Source organism: Mycobacterium sp. UNC410CL29Cvi84 (assembly GCF_000686745.1).
GTDB classification, from domain to species: domain Bacteria; phylum Actinomycetota; class Actinomycetes; order Mycobacteriales; family Mycobacteriaceae; genus Mycobacterium; species Mycobacterium mucogenicum_B.
In genome coordinates this window covers 73,711-99,450 of record NZ_JMLM01000006.1, presented here as the reverse complement: position 1 = coordinate 99,450, position 25,740 = coordinate 73,711, and the positions used below count along the sequence as shown (strand labels likewise).

The 25,740-nt window shown below is 66.2% G+C and carries 21 protein-coding genes; 14 read left to right on the top strand and 7 right to left on the bottom strand.

Annotation, left to right across the window (positions count from 1 at the left end; all coding sequences use genetic code 11):
* Positions 1-12 precede the first annotated feature (12 nt).
* From BR47_RS0108890 to BR47_RS0108880, 3 genes are all read right to left on the bottom strand, one after another.
* Positions 13-2,004 (bottom strand): ATP-binding protein, encoded by a 1,992-nt coding sequence (locus BR47_RS0108890; RefSeq protein WP_141772212.1) that lies wholly within the window; start codon positions 2,002-2,004, stop codon positions 13-15.
* Positions 2,005-2,064: 60 nt separating this feature from the next.
* Entirely contained in the window at positions 2,065-2,808 is a 744-nt protein-coding gene (locus BR47_RS30075) for an AfsR/SARP family transcriptional regulator (protein WP_051634693.1), read from the bottom strand.
* 415 nt (positions 2,809-3,223) lie between these two features.
* The gene (locus BR47_RS0108880) at positions 3,224-3,961 is read right to left on the bottom strand and encodes an SDR family NAD(P)-dependent oxidoreductase (protein WP_029119271.1); all 738 of its coding nucleotides are present in this window, start codon (positions 3,959-3,961) and stop codon (positions 3,224-3,226) included.
* A gap of 126 nt (positions 3,962-4,087) precedes the next feature.
* Here BR47_RS0108880 and BR47_RS0108875 point away from each other — a divergent pair, with 126 nt between their 5' ends.
* Positions 4,088-5,869 carry a penicillin-binding transpeptidase domain-containing protein gene (locus BR47_RS0108875; protein ID WP_029119270.1) on the top strand — a complete coding sequence of 594 codons (1,782 nt, stop codon included), beginning with the start codon at positions 4,088-4,090 and terminating at the stop codon, positions 5,867-5,869.
* A gap of 48 nt (positions 5,870-5,917) precedes the next feature.
* Positions 5,918-8,281 (top strand): lysylphosphatidylglycerol synthase transmembrane domain-containing protein, encoded by a 2,364-nt coding sequence (locus BR47_RS0108870; RefSeq protein WP_029119269.1) that lies wholly within the window; start codon positions 5,918-5,920, stop codon positions 8,279-8,281.
* 211 nt (positions 8,282-8,492) lie between these two features.
* Here BR47_RS0108870 and BR47_RS0108865 read toward each other — a convergent pair whose 3' ends face one another.
* Positions 8,493-9,137: a DUF305 domain-containing protein gene (locus tag BR47_RS0108865; RefSeq protein WP_110811807.1), complete on the bottom strand. Its 645-nt coding sequence runs from the start codon at positions 9,135-9,137 to the stop codon at positions 8,493-8,495.
* 47 nt (positions 9,138-9,184) lie between these two features.
* Positions 9,185-9,706 carry a DUF6153 family protein gene (locus BR47_RS31975; protein WP_231506685.1) on the bottom strand — a complete coding sequence of 174 codons (522 nt, stop codon included), beginning with the start codon at positions 9,704-9,706 and terminating at the stop codon, positions 9,185-9,187.
* Between the two features lie 79 nt (positions 9,707-9,785).
* On the opposite strand from BR47_RS31975, the gene BR47_RS0108850 reads away from it, so the two are divergent.
* The 5 genes from BR47_RS0108850 to BR47_RS0108830 all read left to right on the top strand — a co-directional run bounded on the left by BR47_RS0108850 (position 9,786) and on the right by BR47_RS0108830 (position 17,773).
* Positions 9,786-11,609, top strand: a complete 1,824-nt coding sequence (locus BR47_RS0108850; RefSeq protein ID WP_036426972.1) for a fatty acyl-AMP ligase — start codon at positions 9,786-9,788, stop codon at positions 11,607-11,609.
* Positions 11,610-11,798: 189 nt separating this feature from the next.
* Positions 11,799-13,610, top strand: coding sequence for a sulfatase-like hydrolase/transferase (locus tag BR47_RS0108845; protein WP_020102339.1), 1,812 nt, complete (start codon positions 11,799-11,801; stop codon positions 13,608-13,610).
* Positions 13,611-13,679: 69 nt separating this feature from the next.
* Positions 13,680-15,296 carry a peptide chain release factor 3 gene (locus BR47_RS0108840; RefSeq protein WP_020102340.1) on the top strand — a complete coding sequence of 539 codons (1,617 nt, stop codon included), beginning with the start codon at positions 13,680-13,682 and terminating at the stop codon, positions 15,294-15,296.
* A gap of 76 nt (positions 15,297-15,372) precedes the next feature.
* On the top strand, positions 15,373-17,361 hold the full coding sequence (locus tag BR47_RS0108835) for an OPT family oligopeptide transporter (RefSeq protein WP_029119266.1): 1,989 nt from the start codon (positions 15,373-15,375) through the stop codon (positions 17,359-17,361).
* 196 nt (positions 17,362-17,557) lie between these two features.
* Positions 17,558-17,773: a FitA-like ribbon-helix-helix domain-containing protein gene (locus tag BR47_RS0108830; protein WP_029119265.1), complete on the top strand. Its 216-nt coding sequence runs from the start codon at positions 17,558-17,560 to the stop codon at positions 17,771-17,773.
* Positions 17,774-17,783: 10 nt separating this feature from the next.
* Here the strand turns inward: BR47_RS0108830 and BR47_RS30065 are convergent, their stop codons facing one another.
* Complete coding sequence (locus tag BR47_RS30065) at positions 17,784-18,950, bottom strand: hypothetical protein (RefSeq protein ID WP_036426970.1); 1,167 nt, start codon at positions 18,948-18,950, stop codon at positions 17,784-17,786.
* Positions 18,951-19,212: 262 nt separating this feature from the next.
* Between BR47_RS30065 and BR47_RS30060 the strand changes: the two genes are divergently transcribed.
* The gene (locus BR47_RS30060; RefSeq protein WP_020102345.1) at positions 19,213-19,518 is read left to right on the top strand and encodes a GreA/GreB family elongation factor; all 306 of its coding nucleotides are present in this window, start codon (positions 19,213-19,215) and stop codon (positions 19,516-19,518) included.
* A gap of 38 nt (positions 19,519-19,556) precedes the next feature.
* Here the strand turns inward: BR47_RS30060 and BR47_RS0108815 are convergent, their stop codons facing one another.
* Positions 19,557-20,513 carry a mechanosensitive ion channel family protein gene (locus BR47_RS0108815; protein ID WP_029119264.1) on the bottom strand — a complete coding sequence of 319 codons (957 nt, stop codon included), beginning with the start codon at positions 20,511-20,513 and terminating at the stop codon, positions 19,557-19,559.
* 274 nt (positions 20,514-20,787) lie between these two features.
* Here BR47_RS0108815 and BR47_RS30055 point away from each other — a divergent pair, with 274 nt between their 5' ends.
* The 6 genes from BR47_RS30055 to BR47_RS0108785 all read left to right on the top strand — a co-directional run bounded on the left by BR47_RS30055 (position 20,788) and on the right by BR47_RS0108785 (position 25,728).
* Positions 20,788-21,090, top strand: coding sequence for a WXG100 family type VII secretion target (locus tag BR47_RS30055; RefSeq protein ID WP_051634691.1), 303 nt, complete (start codon positions 20,788-20,790; stop codon positions 21,088-21,090).
* Positions 21,090-21,377, top strand: coding sequence for a WXG100 family type VII secretion target (locus BR47_RS0108805; protein ID WP_020102348.1), 288 nt, complete (start codon positions 21,090-21,092; stop codon positions 21,375-21,377). Before BR47_RS30055 ends, BR47_RS0108805 begins: the two co-directional genes overlap by 1 nt.
* A 3-nt stretch (positions 21,378-21,380) precedes the next feature.
* The gene (locus tag BR47_RS0108800; protein ID WP_029119263.1) at positions 21,381-23,969 is read left to right on the top strand and encodes a WXG100-like domain-containing protein; all 2,589 of its coding nucleotides are present in this window, start codon (positions 21,381-21,383) and stop codon (positions 23,967-23,969) included.
* Positions 23,969-24,382: a hypothetical protein gene (locus BR47_RS0108795; RefSeq protein WP_051634722.1), complete on the top strand. Its 414-nt coding sequence runs from the start codon at positions 23,969-23,971 to the stop codon at positions 24,380-24,382. The genes BR47_RS0108800 and BR47_RS0108795 overlap by 1 nt, the downstream gene beginning before the upstream one ends.
* Positions 24,375-25,196: a hypothetical protein gene (locus BR47_RS0108790; RefSeq protein WP_029119261.1), complete on the top strand. Its 822-nt coding sequence runs from the start codon at positions 24,375-24,377 to the stop codon at positions 25,194-25,196. The genes BR47_RS0108795 and BR47_RS0108790 overlap by 8 nt, the downstream gene beginning before the upstream one ends.
* Before the next feature lie 61 nt (positions 25,197-25,257).
* Positions 25,258-25,728: a hypothetical protein gene (locus tag BR47_RS0108785; RefSeq protein ID WP_051634721.1), complete on the top strand. Its 471-nt coding sequence runs from the start codon at positions 25,258-25,260 to the stop codon at positions 25,726-25,728.
* Positions 25,729-25,740: the final 12 nt, after the last annotated feature.

The following is a 25,740-nucleotide window of genomic DNA, read 5'->3' as shown; positions in this document are numbered from 1 at the left end:
CCCATGTCTATCTCACCCCGACGCTGCAGTCAGTCGACTGGTCGCCAAATCTGCTCCACCACCCAGCTTCTCGTACTCGCGATCAATGGCCGTCATAATGTGCTCCCACGAAACCGCTCGTTCGTTCGCCGCGGCGAGGAACGCCGCACATACCGCGATGTTGCGAATGTTCCCGCCGGAGAAGCGATAGCACTGCGCCAGCGAGTTGATGTCGACGTCGACGTCGATCGGCACGGTCTCCGGCCAGATCTGGCTCCAGATCCGTCGGCGTTCGGCCTCCTCGGGAAACGGGAACCTGATCAAGAAGTTGAGCCGTCTCAAGAATGCGTCATCAATGTTCTGTCGCAGGTTGGTCGCGAGCAGGGCGATCCCATCGTGTGCCTCCATGCGCTGCAACAGGTACGAAATCTCAAGATTCGCGTAGCGATCGTGCGCGTCACTGACCTCGGAGCGCTTGCCGCACAATGAATCCGCTTCATCGAAGAAGACCACAGCATCCGCTCTCTCAGCGGCGGTGAAGATCATCTCGAGATTCTTCTCCGTCTCGCCGATGTACTTGTCCACCACCGTGGACAGATTCACGACGAATAGATCCAAACCGAGTTCGCCGGCGATGATCTGAGCGGCCATGGTCTTTCCGGTACCGCTCGCTCCGGCGAAGAGTGCGTTGACTCCCATGCGGTGATTCGTGCACCGACCCATGCCCCACTGCCGCAGAACGGTCTGTCGATGCGCGATGCGATCACAAAGCTCGCGCAGCGCGGCCATCGAATTAGCAGGCAGCACAAGGTCGTCCCAACCTGCGATCGGTTCCACTCGTCGCGCAAGTCCCTCCAGCCGGTGACGCGAGTGGCGGAGCGCCGCGTTCGCAAAGGCCACCGCGTCGGGACTTCGGTCGGGTCGAACGGCGACCGATGATCGCCGCGCCGCGCGAGACGACGCCCGGATCTCCGAGCCGGTGAGCCTATAGCGCGCGGCGAGTCGGTCGAAGTCCGAATCAGAGAGCCCCGGCGCACATCGTTCCCACCACTGACGTCTGAGTGCCGCATCGGGTTCGCCGATGTCGATGACGCTCAAGCCCGTTGCCGCGAAGTCATGACTGGACCGATCAGTTGTCACGATGACGACATCGCCTGCTCCGTTGAGCGTCTCCAGGGTGGTCCGCGCTGGCGGCCCGGCCGACTGTGGCCACTCGACGTGAATCGCGTACCCGAGAAGGCGGCTCTCGTTGCTGATCAGCCGAATCAGGGAGTCGTCAGCGGCCTCCACCCGCAACATCGGCATCTGCGCGGCACGCGCCAGCTCGGCCGCGAGTTCACTGAGTACCTCCAGGTCGCTGCCGGCCAGGGCGACCCGCACAGCGTGTCCCGCCGTGATGTCGTCGACAAGCGCCTGAATACTCGCCCTGTTGTCCGCATCCAGCGGCACATGGGGCATCTCGAGGTCCGGCAGCAACACCTGACAGCGCTGCGCTACCCGTTCGTCGAGTCCCGTCCCGCCCATCAGGTGACGAATCAACTGGGGTTCCAATCGCATTCGCCGACTGAGCAGGGGTTCGTCGCCGCTGCCATCCAGGGTCAAGATCCGTTCGCGTCGTAGGACGGCATCGGGGCTGAAGCGATCCCGCGCCGCCAACCGGTCCGGCAGATCGCGGCAAAACAGGTCGAGCGCCAGGGACACCCGCGGCCGACGCGCGTTCACATCGTCCTGCAGGTAGCCGTAGATCCGCTCGTACTTCAGATCCACCTCGGGAGCCAGCGCCAGCAGTACCGTCGCGGTCTCGAACGGATCCAGCGGTTCGTCGCACCAATCCGTCAATAATTGCGGCCACGATCCCGCGGCATCCTCACCGAGAGAACGACATTCGAGTGATTCCACAATCAGCCGGTCGACCATGTCGTCCCCGATGTAGAGACCGCGATACGGATCCGCACCCGGTCCAATGCCGTAGCGAGCCCGCGCATGCGGAATCGCCGCGCCAAGGCACTCATCGAGCAGTGACATGAGGGCGGGCAGATCGGTCCACGCATGCACCGTCACGTTCGCAGCGTGCTCCTTCCTGCGTTATCGCGGCGTCATCGACTCATCACTGGGAGCGTCCTGTAAAGCCGTGAGAAAAAGATCCTGGAGTCGATCCGACGGGCCGATGCCCATCTCGGCCTTCGCGATCGAGAGATAGGTGTGGTACTGGCGGATCGCCTCCATGCGGTTGCCTTCCAGCAGATGGGCGGTCATGAGCGCACGGTGTGCCGACTCTCTCGTCGGCTCGCTCGACACGCTGGCCAGCCCGGCCGCAATGGCTCGCGCGAATCTGCCCGAATGCGCCAGGAGCACGCACAACTCGTCCAACGCGTGCAACCGCGTCTGCCGGAAGCGCTCTCGTTCGATCATCAACCACTCGTCGGTCCACGTGGGCAGGAGATCGTCATGCAGCTCTACCGATTCGGCGTCCTCACACGCGCAGCGGCCCTCGAGGATTTCGTTCGCAATGCAGTACGCATCGACTAGGTCGAGGTGGATGGAGGGATCGAGCATCAGCGTGTTGCCTTCGACCTGCACCAGTGATGGGTCGTCTCGCGGAAGGCTCCACAGGGTGGCGCGCAAGCTGGCGTTCGCCCGTGCGTTGACGACGTCCGGCCAGAGCCGCGCGGCGACGACCGAGCGGGACAGCGGGCGCTCACTGATCGCCAGGAGCGCGATCAGCCGTTGCGCGCGGCTGGGCAGGGTGACCGCGACACCATCACAACTGAGCTCGAATGCAGGAAGGAGAGTGAGCACAAACCGCGTAGGACTTGAGTGATCGTCCACGAGCGTCCCATCGACCTATAGGCAGCTTCGTTCAGTAACTTCTGAGGGCAGAGGCAATAGCAGCCGGGATCAGGGGCCGATTGTGGACTGCACTACTCAAGTTTCTGTTTACATCGCTGACAAGTAGGCAGCAGCAGGAGACCACCACAATTTGCGGCGAAATCGTGATATCGGATTCGATTGAGCGCGCGCAATACGGTGGACACTGAGCTTTTGTCCTGGTGGCGGTTTAGTGTCATCGGCTAACCAACTTGTTAAACGACTGGCCCCGTTAGTTAATTGTTGTTGCATCTCGACATACACGCGCTTGATGATGTCGATGCGCCCCCTGCGACAGGTTTCTCGGGTAAACGATAGCGTTGCCACGCCTGAATCACCAGCCACCGACTTCAGCCGACAGAATGCCCGCAAGACCCTAAGCGTGCCGCGACGTCACTCCCCCGTCGACCACGATCTGCGTCCCGGTGATGAACGACGCCTTCGGCGACATGAGGAACGCGACGGCCGCGCCGATCTCCTCGGGCTGCCCCAGCCGGCCCAGCGGCGCCGCCGCCACGAATGCGTTCTTCACCTCAGGAACAGCCAGCGCATCAGCGAGCATCGGGGTTTCGATGAAGCCCGGGCACACGGCGTTGACGCGAATTCCCAACGGCCCCAACTGACCTGCCATCGACCGGGTCAGGCCCAGCAGCCCAGCCTTCGACGCGCAGTAGGCCGGAATGAACGGATTGCCAACCAGCCCTTCGATGCTCGAGATGCCCACGATCGCCGGCGCAGCGCCACCAGCAAGGGCCTTTTCGAAATGTGGCAGCAGCAGTTGGGACAGCAGCGCCTGCGCGCGCAGGTTCACATCGACAACGGCATCCCAGGATTCGACGGTGAACATCCCGACCGGCTCGGGCAGCACCCGGCCCGCGGCATGCACCAGTCCGTCGATACCGTCCATGGCCGCGGCGGCCTGCTCGACGGCGGCGGCCATCGAGTCGGTGTCACTCACGTCGACGACGACGCCGTGCGCCCCGAGCGAGTCCGCGACGGCGACCACTTGCGGCGAGATGTCGAACAGCGACACCGCGCGACCGTCGGCGATCAACGCCTTGGCCGACGCCAGGCCGATACCGGATGCACCACCGGTCACCACCACACCACTCATGCCAGACCTTTCAATACGCTCCGCTACGTAGCGGAATACCGAACGGCTCGGACACTACGCGATACCGGCCCGCCCCAGCGTTTCAACGCCGGAATTCATAGCCACTCATGGTTGGCTCGAAGGGTCATGACGAAACGTACTGCGCTGCTGCTGACCTGCACGCTGCTCCTCGGCTCCACGGGATGCTCGATCTTCGGCGGCCCGGAACCCGAGGACGCCTTCAACGCGTTTGCTGATGCGTTGCACCGCAAGGACTCCGGCGCCGCCGCCAAAGACACCACCGATGCCGGCGCGTCGGAGCCGGCCATCAAGTCCATGTTCGACGGCATGGGCAAAAACGCCACGCTCGACGTCAAGGCCACACCCGGCGACGGCGACAACAAGTCGACCGCCAAGCTCGCCTACACCTGGTCGTTCGGACCCGGACGCGAATTCAGTTACGACACAACGGCAATCGCCACCAAGGTCGGCGAGGACTGGAAAATCCGCTGGGCCCCGGCACTTTTGCATCCCAAGCTCCGGCAGGGCGGGGCGTTCCAGTTCAGCGAAGACAAAGCACTGCTGACGCCCGTCGTCGACCGCAACGGCCAGCCCCTGCTGAACTGGCAGACCGTCGGCGTCATCACCCTCAGCCGCGACCACCTCGACTCCGCCGCGGCACTGGCTCCGGTGGTTGCCCGATTCGACGAGACGATCACCGGCGACTCGATCACCAATGAGTTCAACGGAAATCAGGACGACCGTGTCACCGTCGTCAAGCTCCGGGAGGCGGACCTCGCCCAGGTCGCCGACGAGCTCACCCAGATTCCCGGCGTCACCGTCACCAAGCAGGGCGCGCTGCTGACCGCCGACCCGAACCTGCACTCGCCGGCCATCAGCGGACTGCCCGAGGTATGGCAGAAGGCCATCGACGCGACCGCCGGCTGGTCGGTGGATCTGGTCGACGAGCAAGGGCAGCCCACCGACGAACTCGCGAACAACGCCCCCGCGGACACCAAACCCGTCCGCACCACGCTGGACCCGCGCCTGCAGCTCCTCGCCCAGCACGCCGTGGCCACCGATCCCCGTCCGACTGTCCTGGTCGCCATCGCCCCCAGCACCGGCGCCATCCTCGCCGCGGCGCAGAACGACGCGGCCAACGCGCAGGGACCCATCGCCTTCACCGGCCTGTACCCGCCGGGGTCGACTTTCAAGACCGTCACCACCGCGGCCGCCCTCGAGAAGGGCCTCGCGAAAGCCGACACCCCCGAGCCCTGCCCGGGCACGGTGACCATCGAGAACCGCACCATTCCCAATGAGGACAAGTTCGACCTCGGCACCGTCCCGCTCGAGCAGGCCTTCGCGCATTCCTGCAACACCACCATGGGCGCGCTGGCCGACAAGCTGCCCGCCGACGCGCTGCCCAACACCGCGAAGAACCTCGGCATCGGCGTCGACTTCGTCATCTCCGGCATCACGACCGTGACGGGCAAGGTGCCCAACGCCGATACCCCGGCGCAGCGCGTCGAGAACGGCATCGGCCAGGGCACCGTCACCGTCAGCCCGTTCGGGTTGGCCGTCGCCGAGGCCAGCCTCGCGCACGGGTCGACCATCACGCCCACGCTGCTGCCCGGCCAGCAGACCACCGCCAGCACGCCGTCGACCCCGATCGACAAGCCGACCGCCGACGCCCTGCGGGCCATGATGCGGCTGACCGTCACCGACGGCACCGCGTCCGCGCTCAAGGACATCGACGGGCTCGGCGGGAAGACCGGAACCGCCGAATTCGGCGACAACACGCACTCACACGGCTGGTTCGCGGGCATCGTCGGGGACCTCGCGTTCGCGACACTGGTGGTCGGCGGAGATTCGTCGGCACCCGCGGTGGCCGTCAGCGGGGACTTCCTCCGTGCGGCGCTGGCCGGATAACGGCGTGCCAATTTCGCCAACTGCCCCGGTCCTTGGGATTCTTGGCTGATGCGGGTTGACGGGCGCGAGGTCGCGGTCTCGGGCAGCCTGCTGCAACCGATCACCCGCCGGACCAACGACATCCTGCGACTGGTGGCCGCGACGGCGTTCCTTGTCACCGTCGTCACCAGCTCGCTGATCACCCGCAACGACTGGGTCCGGCTGGAACGGTCGGTGTCCCGGATCGTCGGCGTGCTCACGCCGACGCAGTCGAATCTGGTCTACCTCGCGTACGCCATCGCGATCCTGGCGCTGCCCTTCGTCATCCTGCTGAGCCTGCTGGTCACGCGGCAATGGAAACTGCTCGGTCCGTACGCCGCCGCCGGGCTGATCGCCGTGCTGTCGCTGTCCATCAACTCCCGCGGGATCGCGGCGCCCAAGTGGCATTTCGACCTGTCCGACCGGCTCAACACCGTCTTCTCCCAATTCCTCGACGACCCGCGCTGGATCGCGCTGCTGGCCGCGGTGCTGACGGTGTCCGGCCCCTGGCAACCGGCCCGGCTGCGCCGCTGGTGGTGGACGCTGCTGCTGGCGTTCGTACCGATCCATCTCGTGGTGAGCGCCATCGTGCCGGCGCGGTCGCTGCTCGGTCTGGCCGTCGGGTGGTTCGTCGGCGCGCTGGTGGTGCTGGTCAGTGGCACCCCCGCGCTGGAAGTCCCGCTGGCGGGCGGGGTCCAGGCGCTGGCCCGCCGCCAGTTCGAGGTGTCGGCGCTGACGGTCATCCGGCCTGCCGGGGCCGGGCCCCTGGTGCTCAGTGCCGATTCCGCCGACGGGACGCGCGCCGTCGTCGAGCTGTACGGGCCGAACCAGCGCGTGGGCGGCGCCATGAGCCAGCTCTGGCGCAAGATCACGCTGCGCAACGACGAGACCGCGCCCCTGCAGACTTCGATGCGCCGCGCCGTCGAGCACCGCGCGCTGATGACCATCGCGGTCGGCGACCTCGATCTCGCGAACACCCGGACCATCGCGCTGGCGGCACTCGACCGCGGCTGGACGATGTTCGCGCACTCCCCGGCCAGCGGCGTTCCGCTGAGCACCGAGACCTCGGTCGCCGACGTCTGGCACGCGCTGGGCGCGTTGCACCACCACCAGATCTCGCACGGCGACCTGCGGGCATCGGAGCTCACGGTCGACGACCGTGCCGTCCTGTTCGGCGGCTTGGGCAACTCCGAGTACGGCGCATCCGACGTGCAGCTGCAATCCGACGTGGCTCAGCTGTTGGTGACGACGACCGCCATGTACGGCGCCGAGGAGGCCGTCGCCGCGGCCATCGAGCAGTTCGGCGAGGACACCGTGCTGACCGCGTCGCGCCGGCTGACGAAATCCGCGATGCCGCAGCGGCTGCGCGAGTCACTGCCCGATTCCCGTGAGGTCATCACCGCGGCGCGCGACGAGGTGAAACACCAGACCGGCGCCGACCGCATCCAGACCGAGACCATCACCCGCTTCACCCGCAACCAGGTCATCCAGCTGGTGCTGCTCGTCGCGCTGGTCTACGTCGCCTACCCGTTCATCAGCACGGTGCCGACGTTCTTCTCCGAGCTGCGGTCCGCCAACTGGTGGTGGGCGCTGCTCGGTCTTGCGGTGTCCGCGCTGACGTACGTCGGTGCCGCGGCGGCGCTGTGGGCCAGCGCCTCGGAGGCGGTGAGCTTCAAGAACCTGACCATCATGCAGGTGGCCAACACCTTCGCCGCGACGACGACGCCCGCCGGCGTCGGTGGCCTGGCGCTCAGCACGCGGTTCCTGCAGAAGGCCGGTCTCGGCGCTTTGCGCGCGACGGCCGCGGTGGCGCTGCAGCAGTCGGTTCAGGTGCTCACCCACGTGGCGCTGCTGATCTTCTTCAGCGCCGCGGCCGGGGCATCGGCCGATCTGTCGCACTTCGTCCCGTCCTCGACGGTCCTGTATCTGATCGCCGGCGCGGCTCTCGGTGTGGTCGGCACGTTCATGTTGGTGCCGCGGGCACGGCATTGGCTCGGCACCGCGGTGCGGCCCCGGCTGACCGAGGTGTGGGGCGACCTCGTCAACCTCGCCCGCGAACCCCGGCGCCTCGGGCTGATCGTGTTGGGCTGTGCCGCAACGACTCTCGGTGCAGCGCTGGCACTGTGGGCGAGCGTCGAAGCCTTCGGCGGGTCGACGTCGTTCGTGACGGTGTGCGTCGTGACGATGATCGGCGGGACGCTCGCGTCAGCCGCCCCGACTCCTGGCGGTGTCGGCGCCGTGGAAGCCGCGCTGATCGGTGGTCTGGCCGCGTTCGGCCTGCCCGCCGCCGTCGCGGTGCCGTCGGTGCTGCTCTACCGGGTGCTGACGTGCTGGCTGCCGGTGTTCATCGGCTGGCCGGTCATGCGGTGGCTGACCGAGAAGGACATGATCTGAGTAGCGGCTACGGTCCGGCCGAAATGGACGCTGACGCCCGCGCGGCCCGCGGCGTGTCGTCGTCGGCGTGTCGTTCTGTCTTATGACACCTGCGATCTGAAGTCGTCAGCTTTCCTTGACGGGTCAAGGAAAGCTGACGCCTCCCAGCGAAACATGCCAAGAGAGACAGGTGGCCGAAGCCACGGCTGCGGCCATCCGTCTCGGCATCGCACTACATCTTGGCGAGCATGCCGTTCATCGTGGTGATCTCGGCCTGCTGCGCCGTGACGATCGCCTGGGCCATGGCCTTGGCGTCGGCGTTGGTGCCGTTCTTCAGCTCGTCGTTGGCCATGGTGATGGCGCCCTGGTGATGCTCGACCATCATCTGCAGCCACATCTTGTCGAACGCCGCGCCCGACAGGCCCGTCAGTTCGGTCATCTGCTGCGGGGTCATCAGGCCCGGCATCGAGTGGCTCATGGTGGCCGACGGCGCGGGCTTGCCGAAGCCGGCGAGCAGCGTCGTCATCTGCTGCATCTCGGGGGCCTGCGCCTTCTCGATGGCCGTGGCGAGATCCTTGACCTGCTGGTTCTGCGAGCGGGTCGGGACCAGCTTGGCCATGTCGACGGCCTGGGCGTGGTGCGGGTACATCATCTGCAGGAACATGACGTCGGCGTCGTTGAAGTTGGCGGCCGGCGCAGCGCTGGTGCTGGAACCCGACATCCCCGGCATCGAGTGCCCGGGCATGTCGTGGCCCGACATCGGCATGGACGAGGTGGTGGCGGACATGGTCGAAGCCTGCTCATTCGGCGGGCTACAGGCCGCGAGTGCGATGACGGCAGCGGTTCCGGCGATGGCGATAGATGCGGTTTTGAACATGGTTGAACTCCTTGAAGATTGGATGGGTTGACGCGGGGCGCGGCCCATCAGATTCGAAGGAGCGACAGTTCCGCGAGAGTCAGTACCGTCCACGGCGGGGCTCTTTGCCTGCGTCGCAACGCCTGTCGAATGCGCGCCTGCACGTTCTGCTCGGGCGCGACGCCGAGCCAGTACAGCAAAGCCAGACCCAGGATGGTCAGCAGTTCGGTCATGACGAAGACGCAGGCGTGAAAACCGTTGTGTCCGTTGCAGTCGCAGGCATCCGACAAGGACGTTTGCGCGACCAGGGCGCTCACGTGGTGATGGACCGCCGCCTGCGGATGATGCGACGGAGCGTGCGCGGACGTGACGACCAGCGAATGCATGCCGATGATGCCGGCGATCAAGACCAAGAGACCGACTACCCACCAGCCGACGTGGCGGCGCGTGCTGCGATGCGTCACGTCGGCCTCCGGTTCGGGTATCGGTACGCAAATCATAGTACCCGAGGGGGGTATACCTTCGGGAATAGATTCCGCGGCCGCCGCCGACTGATCCGGCAGCCGCGCCCAAAAGCCGGTGGGCCGCATCACATCGCCGCTCCCGCAGTGGTGACTTTCATAATTGTCTGACTCGTCGGTTAGTTAGATTCGCTACTAGTGTCGACATATGGGTCGGGAAGCCTTGAGTCACAGCATTATTGGGGCGGCGGAATCGCTGAACCAATACGTTCGGCCGGACGGCAGGATCGTCATACCTGACGGCATCACGCTGACGTCGTTCTTGGAGCGCAACCGCGCGGCGATGGGCGACAGTCCGTCGTACCGGTTCATCGACTACGCGCACAATCCCGACGGCGAGATCGTCGAACTCAGCTGGAACGGCCTCTGGGCTCAGGTCAACGCCGTGGCGGCCCGGCTCCAGCAGGTCACCGCGCCCCGCGACCGCGTCGCGATCCTTGCGCCCCAGGGCGTCGACTATGTCGCGGCGTTCTTCGCGGCCGTGCACGCCGGGAACATCGCCGTCCCGCTGTTCGCGCCGGCGCTGGCCGGGCACACCGAACGGCTTGCCGCGGTGCTGGCCGACGCCAAGCCGTCCGCGGTGCTCACCACCACCGCGGCGGCCGAGGCGGTCCGCACGTTCATCAAGACGCTGCCCGCCGCAGAGCGCCCGCGGGTGATCGCCGTCGACGCCGTGCCGGACACCCTCGCCGAGATGTACGTCGCCCCGGACTCCCGCACCGACGACGTCGCCTACCTGCAGTACACCTCGGGCTCGACGCGCACCCCGGCCGGCGTGGAGATCACGCATCGGAACGTGTGCACCAACGTCATTCAGATGATCCTGGCCGGCGGCCTGGACACCGACATCCGCAGCGTGAGCTGGCTGCCGCTCTATCACGACATGGGCCTGATCATGATCATGTTCCCCGCGCTGTGCGGCGGCCAGATCAGCCTGATGGACCCCATGGCGTTCGTCCGCCGGCCCTACCGGTGGATCCGGCGGCTCGCGGACGAGGCCGCACACGGCCGGACGTTCGCGGCCGCACCCAATTTCGCCTTCGAGCTGTGCGCGCAGCGGGGCCTGCCGCCGGCCGGTGAACCGCTCGACCTCAGCAATGTGGTGACGCTGCTCAACGGTTCAGAGCCGGTGACGCTGCCGTCCATCGAGCAGTTCATGGAGGCGTTCAAGCGCTACGGGCTGCCCGAGACCGTGGTCAAGCCGTCGTACGGCATGGCCGAGGCCACGCTGTCGGTCGCCAGCATCGGCGCGGACGAAAAGCCGTGCGCCACATATCTGGACCGTGAGGAGCTCGCGGCGGGCCGGGCCGTCGTCGTGGGCCGGCACGCCGACGGTGCGGTCCCCCACGTCTCGTGCGGGCAGGCCATTCCCGACCAGTGGGTGGTGATCGTGACGCCCGACGGCGACGAGGCCGCCGACGGCACGGTCGGTGAAATCTGGTTGCACGGCAACAACATCGGGCGGGGTTACTTCGGCCGGCCCGAGGAGTCCGAGCGGGTGTTCGGCAACAAGCTGCAGACCCGCCAGACCGTCAGCCACGCCGACGGCGCCGAGGACAACGCATTGTGGTTGGCCACAGGCGATCTGGGCGTTTACGTCGGCGGCGAGCTGTTCGTCACCGGCCGCATCAAGGATCTCGTCATCGTCGACGGGCGCAACCACTACCCGCAGGACATCGAGGCGACAGTCAGCCGCGCCTCGTCGGCCGTGCGCTCCGGCTACGTGACAGCCTTTGCTGTGCCTGGTGATTCGGGTGAACGACTGGTCGTGGTGGCCGAGCGCGCAGTGGGTGCGGGCCGTGCCGAATTGGAGCCGGTGGCCGAGGCGGTGCGGGCCGCGGTGGCGCGTCATCACCAGGTGCGCGTCGCCGAGGTGCGGCTGGTCGCGGCCGGCCGGATCCCGCGTACGACGTCGGGAAAGCTGGCCCGTAGTGCCGCGCGCGCGGAGTTTCTCGCCGGTCAATTCGACTAGCGATCGGCGCGCCGGGCGCTGTTGCGGCACTTCCGATTTGGGGCCACGGCAGCCCACTGGGGCACGAGTCATCAGAGTTAACAGAACGTTATTTGTCGATCGCGCCAATTTGCGCCGCCGTGGTCGCCGCTCGTGTTGGATGACGGGGTAGCCCTCAGTAGGGCCCATTCCGCCGATGGGAGCACCGAGATGACGGAGCAGCGCCCCGACATCGTCATCCTCATGACCGACGAAGAACGCGCCATCCCGCCGTACGAAACCGACGACGTCCTGGACTGGCGTCACCGAACCCTCACGGGCCGGCGGTGGTTCGACGAGAACGGCGTGCGCTTCACGCGGCACTACACCGGCTCCCTGGCATGTGCGCCCAGCCGGCCGACGCTCTTCACCGGCCAGTACCCCGACCTCCACGGCGTCACGCAGACCGACGGTCTCGGTAAGCGGTACGACGATTCGCGGCTGCGGTGGCTGCGCCAGGGCGAGGTGCCGACGCTGGGCAACTGGCTGCGCGCCGCCGGGTACGACACGCATTACGACGGCAAGTGGCACATCTCGCACGCCGACCTCGAGGACCCGAAAACCGGCAAGCCGCTCGCCACCAACGACGCCGACGGCGTCGTCGACCCGGTGGCCGTGCAGGCCTATCTCGACGCCGATCCGCTGGGGCCCTACGGCTTCTCCGGCTGGGTCGGACCCGAGCCGCACGGAGCGGCCATGTCCAACAGCGGTTTTCGGCGCGACCCATTGGTGGCGGACCGCGTCGTCGCCTGGCTCGACGACCGCTACGCGCGGCGGCGCGCCGGCGACCCGGAGGCACTGCGCCCGTTCCTGCTCGTGGCCAGCTTCGTCAATCCCCATGACATCGTCCTGTTCCCGGGTTGGGTCCGCCGCAGCCCGCTGCTCGACTACCCCGTCCTCGAACCACCGCACGTCCCCGCGGCGCCGACCGCCACGGAAGACCTGAGCGACAAACCGGCCGCGCAGGCCGCTTTCCGCGAGGCCTACTACTCCGGCTACGGCCCGGCCGCGGTCATCGAACGCACCTACCGTCGCAACGCCCAGCAGTACCGCGACCTCTACTACCGGTTGCACGCCGAGGTCGACGGCCCGCTGGACCGGGTGCGCCGCGCCGTCACCGAGAACGGGTCCGAAAACGCCGTGCTCGTGCGGACTTCCGATCACGGCGACCTACTGGGCGCGCACGGCGGGCTGCACCAGAAGTGGTTCAACCTGTACGACGAGGCGACGCGCGTCCCGTTCGTCATCGCCCGGATCGGCGCCGACGCGACCGTCGCCCGCGAAGTCAACGCGCCCACGTCCCACGTCGACCTGGTGCCGACGCTGCTCGGCGCGGCCGGAGTCGACATCGCCGCGGCCGCCGAAACCCTGGCCGCGTCGTTCACCGAGGTGCATCCGCTGCCCGGCCGCGACCTCATGCCAGTGGTGAATGGTGCTGCGGCTGAACAGGATCGGCTCATCTACCTGATGACGCGCGACAACATCCTCGAAGGCGACACCGGGGCGTCGGGCGCGGCACAGGCGATCGGCGCCAACACCAATCCGCCTGCGCTGCTGCGCATCAAGGTGCCCGCGAACGTCGCGGCCAACTTCGAAGGGCTGGTCTCGCGCGTCACCAACGCCGAGGCGGCCGGCGGCTCCGGGCATCTGTGGAAGCTGGTCCGCACCTTCGACGACCCGGCGACCTGGACGGAACCCGGCGTCCGGCATCTGGCGGCCAACAGCCGGGGCGGCGACACGTACCGCACCGAGCCGCTCGACGACCAGTGGGAGCTCTACGACCTGACCGCCGACCCGATCGAGGCGTCCAACCGCTGGGGCGATCCCAGCCTGCACGAGCTGCGCCGGCATCTGCGGACGCAGCTCAAGCTGGTCCGGACGGCATCGGTACCGGAGCGCAACGATCCGTGGCCGTACGTGAGCAGGCGGCCGCCGGAGCCGGGCAGCGCCGTCCGCCGGTTGCTGTGCCGGTTCCGCACGTAGCCGAAACCTGCAGGTCACGCGGTCGCGATTACAGGTTTTGCCTGGTCGGCCAATAGCATGTCTGGTGCCATGACCGACACCGCCCCCACCACCGATACCCGCTCCGCCGGCCGAGTGGCCACCGAAGCCGCCCGTCGCCGTACGTTCGCCGTCATCAGCCACCCTGACGCCGGTAAATCGACGCTGACCGAGGCGCTGGCCCTGCACGCGCGGGTGATCAGCGAGGCGGGCGCGATCCACGGCAAGGCGGGCCGCAAGTCCACGGTGTCGGACTGGATGGAGATGGAGAAGGCCCGCGGCATCTCGATCACGTCGACTGCGCTGCAGTTCCCATACCGCGACTGCGTCATCAACCTGCTCGACACCCCCGGTCACGCCGACTTCTCGGAGGACACCTACCGGGTGCTGACGGCCGTCGACTGCGCCGTGATGCTCATCGACGCCGCGAAAGGTCTTGAGCCGCAGACCCTGAAGCTGTTCCAGGTGTGTAAGCACCGCGGCATCCCGATCATCACGGTGATCAACAAGTGGGACCGCCCGGGCCGCCACGCGCTGGAATTGATGGACGAGATCCACGAGCGCATCGGGCTGCGGACGACGCCGCTGACCTGGCCGGTGGGCATCGCCGGCGATTTCAAGGGTGTGATGGACCGCCGCAAGGGCCACTACATCCGCTTCACCCGCACCGCCGGTGGCGCCACTGCCGCACCAGAGGAGCACATTCCCGCCGACAAGGCGCACGACGCCGCCGAGGGTGACTGGGACACCGCCGTCGAAGAGTCTGAACTGTTGTCGATGGACGGCTCGGACTACGACCGCGAGACCTTCCTGTCCGGCGAGTCCTCCCCCGTGCTGTTCACCTCGGCTGCGCTGAACTTCGGCGTCAACCAGCTGCTCGACGTCCTGGTCGACCTGGCGCCCTCCCCCGGCGCGATCCGCGATGTCGCGGGTGAGCCGCGGCCGGTGGATTCGCCGTTCAGCGCGTTCGTGTTCAAGGTGCAGGCCGGTATGGACAGCTCGCACCGCGACCGCATCGCCTACGCGCGGGTCTGCTCGGGCACCTTCGAGCGCGGTGATGTGCTGACGCACGCCGGGACCGGCAAGCCGTTCGTGACCAAGTACGCGCAGTCGGTGTTCGGTCAGCAGCGCTCCACACTGGACGACGCCTGGCCCGGCGACGTGATCGGCCTGGCCAACGCGGCGGCGCTGCGCCCCGGCGACACGCTGTATCGCGATGTGCCCGTGGAGTTTCCGCCGATTCCCAGCTTCTCCCCCGAGTACTTCTCCGTGGTCCGCGGCAAGGATCCGAGCAAGCACAAGCAGTTCCGCAAGGGCATCGAGCAGCTCGATCAAGAAGGTGTCGTCCAGGTGCTGCGCTCGGACAAGCGCGGTGAGCAGGCGCCCGTCTTCGCGGCCGTCGGCCCCATGCAGTTCGAGGTCGCCGCACACCGCATGGCGACCGAGATCGGCGCGGCCATCTCTCTCGAGTCGCTGCCGTACCAGGTGGCTCGCGTCGTCGAGCCCGAAGACGCCGAATTCATGAGCAAGCAGGTGTCCTGCGAGGTGCTGACCCGCACCGACGGCGTCATGCTCGTGCTGTTCTCGACGCCATGGCGCCTCGAAGGGTTCCAGCGGGACAACCCGTCGATCAAGCTGCGGTCGTTGGTGGCGGCGGCCGAAAGCTGACGCGCCCCTCTCGATAGCGGGCACACCTCGGCGCTCAGCGCTTACGGTGTAGAGCACCCAAGAGAGAGGACGAGAGTTGGCCACCGCCACTCCAGCGACCCCCGCCACCCCGACGCTGCGTGAACTGACCGTCCGCGGCATCCTGCTCGGCGGTGTCATCACGCTCGTGTTCACCGCCGCCAACGTCTATCTCGGACTCAAGGTCGGCCTGACGTTCGCCACCGCCATCCCCGCCGCCGTGATCTCCATGGCGGTGCTACGCAGCTTCGCCAACCACTCCATCGTCGAGAACAACATCGTGCAGACGGTCGCGTCGGCGGCAGGCACGCTGTCGGCGATCATCTTCGTGCTGCCCGGGTTGATCATGATCGGCTGGTGGACCGGGTTCCCCTACTGGACCACGGTCGCCGTGTGCGCTGTCGGCGGCGCGCTCGGCGTCATGTACTCGATACCGCTGCGCCGGGCACTGGTCACCGGGACAGACCTGCCCTACCCCGAAGGCGTCGCCGCCGCCGAGGTGCTCAAGGTCGGTGACGGCACCGAAGGCGTCGAAGCCAACCGCACCGGGCTGAAGGTCATCACGTTCGGTTCGGTGGTCTCGGCCGCGTTCGGGTTGCTGGCCAATCTGAAGGTGCTCGCCAATTCGGTTACCGCATATACCCGTATCGGTGCGGGCGGGACGATGTTCAGCGCTGGGCTGTCGATGGCGATGATCGGCGTCGGGCACCTGATCGGCATGACGGTCGGCATCGCGATGCTCGTCGGGCTCGTCATCTCGTTCGGGGTGCTGCTGCCCATCCGCACCAACGGCGCGCTCACCGGTAGTGAACCGATCGGCGACATCATCGACGGCATCTTCGTGCACGAGGTGCGGTTCGTCGGCGCCGGAGCCATTGCCGTCGCGGCCGTCTGGACGCTGCTCAAGATTTTGCGGCCGATCCTCAAGGGCGTGACCGATGCGCTGGTGTCGGCACGCGACCGGCGGCAGGGGCAGGTTGTGGAGCTCACCGAGCGCGATATCCCCTTCCCCATGGTCGTCGGCACCGTCGTGGTGATGCTGCTGCCGATCGCCGTGCTGCTGTGGGATTTCAGTCGCGGCACTGTGCTGCAGGGGCATTCGGCTGGGATCATCGCGGCCAGCCTGGTGTTCATCTTCGTCATCGGGCTCGTCATCGCGTCGGTGTGCGGGTACATGGCGGGGCTGATCGGTTCGTCGAACAGCCCGATCTCCGGCGTCGGCATCCTGACGGTGCTCATCGCCGCGGTGCTGATCAAGGTGGTGTTCGGGCGCGCCGATAGTGGCCAGTCCACCGCGCTCGTGGCGTTCACCCTGTTCGCCGCCGCCATCACGTTCGGTGTCGCGACCATCTCCAACGACAATCTGCAGGACCTCAAGACCGGCCAGCTGGTCGGGGCCACGCCGTGGAAACAGCAGGTGGCGTTGGTGATTGGCGTGGCGTTCGGGTCGGCGATCATTCCGCCGGTGCTCAACCTGATGCAGCGGGCGTTCGGGTTCCTCGGCGCTCCCGGGGCGGGCGATCATGCCCTGGCCGCGCCGCAGGCCGCACTGATCTCGTCGTTGGCCAAAGGCGTTTTCGGTGGGTCTTTGAACTGGGGGCTCATCGGGCTGGGTGCCGTGATCGGCGTCGTCGCTATTCTCGTCGACGAGACCCTCACCCGCACTTCACGTTTCGCGCTGCCGCCGCTGGCCGTCGGGATGGGCATGTACCTGCCGATGAGCCTGACGCTGATCATTCCGTTGGGTGCCGTACTCGGCTACTTCTATAACCGCTGGGCCGACCGTACCGGCGGCGATGTCGAGCGCAAGAAGCGACTCGGCGTGCTGTTGGCGACGGGCATGATCGTCGGTGAGAGCCTCTACGGCGTTGTCTTTGCCGGGTTCGTCGCCGGGACCGGCTCCGACGAGCCGTTCGCGCTGTTCTCTGGCTTCGGCGGGTCTCTTCCTGAACTGATCGGCGTCGTGGCCTTCGCGGCGGTGCTGGCGTGGATGTACAACCGGACGCGAGTCATTGCGGGTAGCGAGCCGGTTTCGGCTGAGCGCTGAGTCGCCTGGCTGCCGCTGATTTCGTGGTGCCTGCGCGTGCCGCGAGGGCGGGCCGCCTCTCATGACATGTTCGATTTGGAGCCGTCAAGTTTCCTTGACGGCTCCAAATCGCATGTGCCACAGGAGAGCCAGCGTGCCAATATCCGGCGCAAGTCAAACGGCTTGCATCGTGTGCGTGCGCTCGTACCATCAATAGATGCGATCGCTAGAGATCCGCAATGTGCCCGACGACCTGATGGAACGTCTGGAGCTGTTGGCGCGCGCTTCCAACACGTCGGTCGAGGCTGTCGCGATTCGCGAACTGGAGATGGCCACCCGTAGGGCGGACAACGCGGCGGTCCTCGCGACTCTGCCTGATCTGAGTATTCCAACGGACGACGTGGTTCAGCAGGTGCACGCCAGTCGCCGATGACGGTCGACAGCTACCCCACATCGTCGTACCCCCAGAACTCGTGCGCCTCCCGCATGAGTTCGCGACGATAGCTTGACCTCAGCTCGTCGATCACGGCAAGAGATCGCGAGGTCAGCTCGTCGCCAATCCCGCTCTGCGCGTGCGCATATGGGATGAACGCACGAAGCAGGTCTGGAATGTCGAGCGCGACCTCCAGCGGCGTGTCATCGTCGTAATAGGACGGGTTACGCAACACGTCTCGGACGCGTGTTTCACTCCACCGCAGCGGGTCTTCCGTACCGGTCTCGAAAAGCTCCAGCAGCTGCTCCCGGTAGCCGGCGCCATCAAACGGAGCCGACGAACTGCTGACGAAGAACGACTCGCACAGCTGCTCAGCGGAAGCCCAACCCATGGATGGTGATCGGCCCACACCGCCTTCCGGGAGACGACTGATGAGCCAAGTCGCCAGCGGTCGGTCGGACATCCATCTATCGCCATCTCGCGCGAATAGTGGCTTCTTGACAGCATTTTCGATCCACGCCCTCGCGTCGGCGAGGTTCATCTCGACAACGTCATATTCGGAACCCTGCGCGGCGATCCGCGCCAGCGCGTCGTCAATCGGTTCCGGCACGATGGCGATGTCAGTGACGCTCGAGAAGCGATTGTGGTCGACCCGCACGACCACAGTCAGCCCGTGACCACCCACTAGTCGAGCACCAATGGCAATCTCATCGACATCACCGAAGACATCAGTTCGGCGGACAGCCCGGTGCACATCCACCTGCGCGAGTGAGGCGATCCATCGCGGCAGGTGCTCGTGGCGCTGTGCGAGTTCTTCCCGACATTCGAGTTGCAGAACTGGGTCATCGACTAGCAGTTCCGCGATGACAGCGAGCAAGGCAGTGACCTGCCGGTCGCGTACCGCCATCAGGTTGGTCAACATGCGGTGCAGCTTCCCGTCGTCCGGCGTGCCGGCGTCGAGCTGAGCCGGTTTGCGTTTACCCACGTTGATCGCGCAGCTGGCCATACTGAGGAGATAGCCGGGATGCCGATTCATCGCGGGCCGCAACACATCTGTCAGCTCTGCGGATAAACCCTTCAGTGGCCCGTCGAGGGCATTTCCCGCGTTGCGCTTCTTCGCTCGCCGCACATCGCGTCGAGCCTGTTTGAGGCTCCGTAAACGTCGTTTGTCGGTCATGTCGCGGACGCTACGCCCGGGCTACGACAAATACGCCGCGGCCGCTTTTCGCCGTCCGGCTGACCCCCGGACGTACATCACGTGACAACACGGCAAACAAGCTCGTGTGCGTCATCCAGCGACGTCACCACGGCGGATAGTGACCATTGTGGACGCTGTAATTCACCCGAACACCGCGTCGAGGGTTCCGCCCCCACACCCGGTGTCATCGAATGCCGCTGAACAGCACGGTGCGGTCATCGCAGACCGGCACCCGCGAGAAATGTCATCCACCAACACAATCGACGCCCGCGACGAGCTGATCCTCGAAGGTCAGGCTGTGCCGGGCGCCTGGGTCACCGTGTCGTTCAACGGCGACCCCGACGACACGGACGTCTTCCACCTCGTCCTCCCCGCCGACGCCAGGGCCCTGGGCGACACCTGCTCTGTCGAATGCCCACTCGGCAAAGCTCTGGTTGCCGCGCACATCGGCGAAACCCGGAGATACGTGACAGAATCCGGGCGGAGCATGGCGATCACGGTCCTTGCCGTCGACAGGGTGAACCCCAAGGAGACGGCCGGGCGCTGACCGCTCCCCGACCAATGTTGTTCGGGGAGCCCAGGGCGCTAGTCCGCGGCCCGACCGCCCACCACCGCGTGAATCCGCCCCTGCGGGTACGGCAGTGCGATGTCGTGTTCGTCGTAGGCGCGCAGAATCGCGCGGCGGATCCGGCGCTGCACCGCACCCTGCATGTTCGGCCGGGTTTTCACCGACATCCGCAACGTGAGCGAATCCGGCGAGAGCTCCTGCACGCCAAGCATTTCCGGATCACCCAACACGTTCGAGGCGATCGCGGGATCGATGATCGCGGACTCCGCCGCTTCGAGGGCCACCAGCTCGGCGCGGTCGAGGTCGGCGGTCAACGCGACCGGAACCTCAACGTGCGCAACGGCGTAATCCTGGCTCATGTTGCCGACACGCTTGATCTCGCCGTTGCGGACGTACCACAGGGTGCCGTCGCCGTCGCGAACCGTGGTGATGCGCAGGCCGACGCTCTGCACCTCGCCGGTCACGTCACCGAGGTCGACGCTGTCGCCGACACCGTACTGATCCTCGAGCAGCATAAAGATGCCGCTGACGAAGTCGCGGACCAGGTTCTGCGCGCCGAAGCCGATCGCCAGGCCGACCACACCGGCCGAGGCGATGAACGGCGCAATGTTCACGCCCAGGACGCTCAGGATCGCCAGCACCAACCAGACGAGCAGCAGGATCGAGACCGTCGACTTCAACACCGATCCGATGGTCTGGGCGCGCTGGCGGCGCCGTTCAGCGGCCTTGCGGGCGTTCGACGACGCCGACCGGTCGCGCAGGTAGCGCAGCAGCGGCGGACGGTTGGCCTGCGATTCCTCGTCAACGGCCATGGTCTTGCCGGCCCGACCGGTCGTGGCGCGGTCGATCACTCGGTGCAGGGCCAACCGCGCGATCAGGGCGATGACGCCGTAGGAGACGATCCGGATCGGCACCTCGACCAGCCAGTGTCGGTTCGTTTCGGTCCATTCGAAAGCCAGTTGGTAGACATGCACGGGTTCGACCCTACGAGAGGACGTCGAAGCCCCTGGCCACGGCGATTCCCGGCTACAGGCGGGACCAGCGAGTTTCGGCGATCAAGAGATCCAGTCGGCAGACGGGGCCGGTCGTATCCTGGCTCACACTGGTGACGCCCTTCCCGAGCCGTTCCTGCCAGCAATCTGACAGAAACCTGTCTAAAACCTGTGAGCGGCAAGGAAATTCGTGTCAGCGACCCCCTGGCACCCTCGGTAAGCTCCATTCGTCAGCCAATCGCGTTGGGGGTATCGCATGGCCGAGTTACAGGTCGAGCCGTCTGAGTTGGTCGCGACGTCGCATGAACTAGCCACCGTCGCGGACGGGCTTCGCACCGGGATCACGTCCCTGGACAACGAGGTGTCCGGCCTCATAGGCACCGGCTGGACGGGGTCCGCGGCCTCGGCATACGCGGACGTGTGGAAGGAATGGCACGAAGGCGCTGCCCAGGTGGCCGCCGGTCTGAGCCGCATGTCGGCGCTGCTCAACGATGCGGCGGCCAAGTACACGAGCACCGACGCCGAGGGCGGCGCGCACATCGCGGGATCGGGCCTCTGATGAGCGAGTTCAGCGTCAACCCGGCGGCACTGGCGGCGGTCATCGACCGGATGACTGCGTTCGACAGCGACCTGGAAGCGCATCTGGCGCAGGCGGCCGGTTCGGTCGCTCGCCTGGGCTCCAGCTGGTACGGCGACGCCGGAGAGGCGGAGCGATCGGCGCAGGCGCAGTGGAACGAAGGCGCCCGGGAGATGCGGGAAGCACTCGCCCGGCTCCGACAGATCGCTGAGGGCGCCCACGAGAACTACTCGTCCGCTGCGAGCAAGAACCACCAGATGTGGTCCTGACCTGTGACCGGCCCGATCACGGTCGATCCGACGGCGCTCAACTCGGCGGGAGCGTCGGTCGGCGCTGAAGCGAACAGCGTCTCCAGCGCGGTCACCACGCTCTCTGGTGCACTGTCCGGCCACGAAGCCGGCTTCGGCCACGATGCGGCTGCATTGGTCTTCTCTCGCAGCTACATGAACGCAGCCAATTCGTTGCTGCAGTCGGCGGCTGCGGCCGTCAACGCGTCGCACCGAACCGGCTTCGGCATCCAGATGTCGGCCTACAACTACTGCACTGCCAACGCGCACTCCACTGTCGGCGGCGGCGAGCTTCCGGTCACCAAACCCACTGAGCCCCCTAAGTATCCGACGCCCAGTGCTCCGTCGGTGTTCGGCGGCGGTATCGCCGAGCCGTTGGGCTGGAGCCTGGTCGAAGCGTTCGTCGGAGACCTCTGGCCCGACGGCGATCCCGCACAGATGCGCGCGACCGCCGCCGCCTGGCGCGCCTTCGGCTCATCGATGAGCGGCGGCTCGGGCCCCATGACCGCTGCGGGAACCACGTTGGGCGGATTCCAGATCCCCGACGCACCGCAGATGCAGAAGGCCGCCAACGACATCAGCGGCGGACTGACCGACATCAACACGCAGGCGCAGAAGCTGGCCGGCCAGATCGATTCGTTCGCAACCACTGTCGAGAACACGCAGAACAAGATTCGCGACCTGCTGCATCAGTTGAGTCCGAGCGGCATCCTCAGCACGATTGGCGGCATATTCGAGGGCCACAATCCCCTCGACAAGATCAAACAGATCGCAGACGACATCAAGGCGGTTCTGGGCAACATCAAGCGCGAAGCCGATGCGATGCAGCAGATGTTCACCCAGGGCATGCAAGATCTCGACGCCCTGACCGACAAACTCGAGAAGTGGGCCGACAAGGAGTTTGTCGAAGCGTTCGGCCAGGAGGTCGGCGGCGCGCTGGGAGCGACGTTCAACGCAATGGTCGATTTCGACGAGGGTGCGTTCAAGTTCGTCGCGCAGACGGCCAACGGGCTCGAGCAGCTTGATCCGACTCGCTTCCTCTACGACCCCGAAGGTGCGGCCAAGGCCTGGGAGGGCACGGGCAAGGCGCTCGGTGAGGTTGCGCTGGTGGCCAATCCCCTGACCGCGCCGTTGGCGATGGCAGACCCTGGCATCCGCAAGGACTTGACGACTCTCGGCAAGTCGATGATCGACTACGACGACTTCAAGAACGGGCACCCTTTCCGTGGATTGGGTTACGACACAGCGCAAGTCGCGACCTTCTTCTTGCCGGGCGCCGGCGAGGCGGCGCCCGCAGCCGACGCTGCCGGCGGGGCTGCGCGCGTCGGTGCGGCAGAGGCTCGGGCCGGCGGGACCGTAGCGCGCGATGCCGGTACGGCCGCGTCCAAGGTCGGTGCGGCCAGCGCTGCCGAGGAAGTCGCCGGCCAGGCTGGGAAGATCAGCAGCAATCTGGACAAGGTCGGCGTGCCGGAGGCCGCGCCTGGGACCGGTGCCGCAGGCAAGGCACCGGTTGAGGTTCCGGCGCCCAAGCCCGAAGCAGCTCCTGCGCCAAAACCGGAACCTGCGCCCGCGCCACACACCGAACCTCCGGCGCCGCACACGGCCGAGCCAACCGAACCGCACTCAAGCGGTCCCGGATCCGAAACACACACCGCGCCAGGCAATTCAACATCGCATGAGCCGTCTGCGGGCCCGTCCGAACACTCTGCCGCACCCGCGACGCATGAGCCGGCGCCCGTTACGCACGAACCGGCCGGGCCGGTCCATACGCCCGGCGACACACCGCATTTCTCCGGTCCGGATGACTCCGCGCCCCACGCGCCCGGCGGCCATGTCGATCCGAGCGACGGACGCGTCTACTCGATGATGGACGACAGTTCGCACACAACATCGTTCGCGCCGGAGCAGCTCGGGGACAACCAGCGGGTCCTCGATGCAATGGCTGACCACGGTGTCAGCAAGAGCGACATGATCGACCTCATCAATACGCCTACCGATGCCCTCACGCCCGCCGAGCGGGATCTTGTCAACGACGTGCGCGACGCTCTGCCCCACCCGACCGACGACACAGTGATGCAAAAGGTGATTCCGCCGGGATACTTCGATGAGACGAAAGGCTTTGTCCCGAGCCGCGCGGACGACTACATCATGGGGAACCAGCCCTGGCTCAACGTCGACCAGGTGGGTGGTTCGGTGTCGATGGCCGACGACACGGCTCACCTCGGGACGCCTCAACAAATCCACGACGGCTTGCGTCTGGACTACACCGACTCCCCGTACACCCCCGAGGATCCGGGGACGCACATCATCCGGTTCCAAGCGGACCCCGATGCCCCGGGCTCCTACGAAGTACCACGCACCACGGACATGGGAGGTAATGGCGCCTACGACGGGTGGGATGATCCATTCACCGGTAATGGGTTCACCAAGTCCGGTGACGATGTCATTCCTGAATACTTCGCTAAGAAAGTCACGATGCGAGACGGTGCCGAAATGTGGGAGGTCCTCGATGACGGAACCCAACGTCTGGTTGCCGTGCTCAAGGACAAAGAATGGGTCCCGCAGGGGAACTGATGACTAATATTCCGGTGACAGGCGCCGTGGCGGAGTACCGCGGGCAGCGGTTTCGAATTCTGTTCAGCGGCACCGATTGGGTTGCACTGAACGTGGGGCCCGACGTCGAACTACCGGACGCCTTCGCCCGCGGTGAAGCACCAGCCGAGCCGGGCCACTACGACCCGTGGGCCAAGGTTCCCCGCTCGGCTCTCGACGGCGTCATTCAGGTCAGCGTCAGCGCCACCCTCGCGGGACACACTGTGTACCTCCGGCGCCGGTTGCGGGACGGCCGGATTGGGGTCGAGTTTGTGGGGCCGCCACACATAGCCCGCGAAATGGGACTCGACGGCGACCAGCACACGGGATGGACCGGCCTGGTCGATCCCGACGATTTGCACGATATTCAGATCGAGGAGACGCGGCGTGGCTGAGCATTTCGTGCTGCAGAAGCTCCTTGCCGCACCTGTCTCAAGCGCCATCGTGGAGAACGGACTCGATCAGGTTGGCGGGTATGTCACCGAGGCTTCGGCGGTAGTCGGTCTGAGAACGCCCGCAGAACTGTTGGCGGCGTACGGCATTGACGCCGCTCCCGATTTCGCGGATGTGGTCCGCTTTGAACAGCCGCGACTGGCGACGTTCACCAAGCCGAGTGATGCGGAGCGGCCCTGGCGCGACTTTCCCCAGGGTTTTCTTCTCGGCGGCTCACTGGCGCCGGTCTGGCGCATGAGCCGGACCCGGTTCTCGTACGGGGCCGAGTACTGGCGGATCCGTTCCGACGGTGAGCAGAAACGACTGTCTCGCTATGAAGGAGCGGCCCGAGGCTGGGTGGGCGCCAAACGCTGGCGGCCGCCGAGCCCGATAGTGGGCACGTTGGCGCGATGGCAGGGTCGGGAGTACTTTGCCGATGTCATTGCGGAGAACGTGTTGTTGACCGCGCTCACCGAGAATGGCCCAGCGGGGTTTGAGCCAGTCCGCCCACATGCGTGGTCCGCGACCGTCCCCGTGGCGGAATGCGAAGTGTTCGAACGCGTTTTCACGGCCCAGGTCGACGGCGTCCCCGTGCGCATATTGCGTCGCGCAGGTGAAACCGCCGAAGTGCTGCTGCTCAGTGATGACCCCGCTGATGCCGAGCGCGTCGGCGCTGGACGCGTCGAGGCTGGAGTTTTCGAGGCTGTGGTCGCCGCTAATCGCTTGGCCGACGTCCATGGGGTCGACAACCAGTGGGTTCCGGGCGCGGATAAGTAGATGCCGAATGCGACTCGAACAGGCGACGCACATCCTTGAGTCCAATCGGGCAAAGATGCGCATGAGCGAGTTCACCGAAGAGATTCCCATTCAAATCGCCGCGGGCATCAACCGCCTCGGCGACGGCGAGTACACCTACTACTCGATCTACCCAGTAGGTTCGGAAGTTCCGTACGACGAACTCCCCTACTCGCACGAATGGATACAAGCGACGGGCATCGCGCCTGACCGCCTCACCGTCGAGATCAAGCAGCGCGACGCCGATGGTGTGCACCGCCTGTACACCATCGGCCGTTCTACCGGGTACGGCGAAACGGCCGAGACCGAGCCAATTCAGAACGGCGACAACACATATCTGGTGTACCCCGCCGAAGTACTCACAGCCATTAACGCCATCGCACTGTTCCAGCACTACTACGACAACCACTTCGTCCCCGAAGGCTGGAATCTGCGCGAACAGCCCGAGTTCTCGGACACGGTGGTCGCCGGCGACCTCGCTGACAACGCCTCCAAGGGCCACGACGAGCGCTAGATCGGAGTGTGG

What these genes read in the sequence shown, in the direction of transcription:
- BR47_RS0108830 (WP_029119265.1), top strand. Translation starts at nt 17,558, where the DNA reads ATGCGATCGCTAGAGATCCGCAATGTGCCCGACGACCTGATGGAACGT.
- BR47_RS0108865 (WP_110811807.1), bottom strand. Translation starts at nt 9,137, where the DNA reads ATGTTCAAAACCGCATCTATCGCCATCGCCGGAACCGCTGCCGTCATC.
- BR47_RS0108880 (WP_029119271.1), bottom strand. Translation starts at nt 3,961, where the DNA reads ATGAGTGGTGTGGTGGTGACCGGTGGTGCATCCGGTATCGGCCTGGCG.
- BR47_RS30060 (WP_020102345.1), top strand. Translation starts at nt 19,213, where the DNA reads ATGTCATCCACCAACACAATCGACGCCCGCGACGAGCTGATCCTCGAA.
- BR47_RS30065 (WP_036426970.1), bottom strand. Translation starts at nt 18,950, where the DNA reads ATGACCGACAAACGACGTTTACGGAGCCTCAAACAGGCTCGACGCGAT.
- BR47_RS0108870 (WP_029119269.1), top strand. Translation starts at nt 5,918, where the DNA reads ATGCGGGTTGACGGGCGCGAGGTCGCGGTCTCGGGCAGCCTGCTGCAA.
- BR47_RS0108890 (WP_141772212.1), bottom strand. Translation starts at nt 2,004, where the DNA reads ATGTCACTGCTCGATGAGTGCCTTGGCGCGGCGATTCCGCATGCGCGG.
- BR47_RS0108785 (WP_051634721.1), top strand. Translation starts at nt 25,258, where the DNA reads ATGAGCGAGTTCACCGAAGAGATTCCCATTCAAATCGCCGCGGGCATC.
- BR47_RS31975 (WP_231506685.1), bottom strand. Translation starts at nt 9,706, where the DNA reads ATGCGGCCCACCGGCTTTTGGGCGCGGCTGCCGGATCAGTCGGCGGCG.
- BR47_RS0108875 (WP_029119270.1), top strand. Translation starts at nt 4,088, where the DNA reads ATGACGAAACGTACTGCGCTGCTGCTGACCTGCACGCTGCTCCTCGGC.
- BR47_RS0108805 (WP_020102348.1), top strand. Translation starts at nt 21,090, where the DNA reads ATGAGCGAGTTCAGCGTCAACCCGGCGGCACTGGCGGCGGTCATCGAC.
- BR47_RS0108850 (WP_036426972.1), top strand. Translation starts at nt 9,786, where the DNA reads ATGGGTCGGGAAGCCTTGAGTCACAGCATTATTGGGGCGGCGGAATCG.
- BR47_RS30055 (WP_051634691.1), top strand. Translation starts at nt 20,788, where the DNA reads ATGGCCGAGTTACAGGTCGAGCCGTCTGAGTTGGTCGCGACGTCGCAT.
- BR47_RS0108845 (WP_020102339.1), top strand. Translation starts at nt 11,799, where the DNA reads ATGACGGAGCAGCGCCCCGACATCGTCATCCTCATGACCGACGAAGAA.
- BR47_RS0108795 (WP_051634722.1), top strand. Translation starts at nt 23,969, where the DNA reads ATGACTAATATTCCGGTGACAGGCGCCGTGGCGGAGTACCGCGGGCAG.
- BR47_RS0108840 (WP_020102340.1), top strand. Translation starts at nt 13,680, where the DNA reads ATGACCGACACCGCCCCCACCACCGATACCCGCTCCGCCGGCCGAGTG.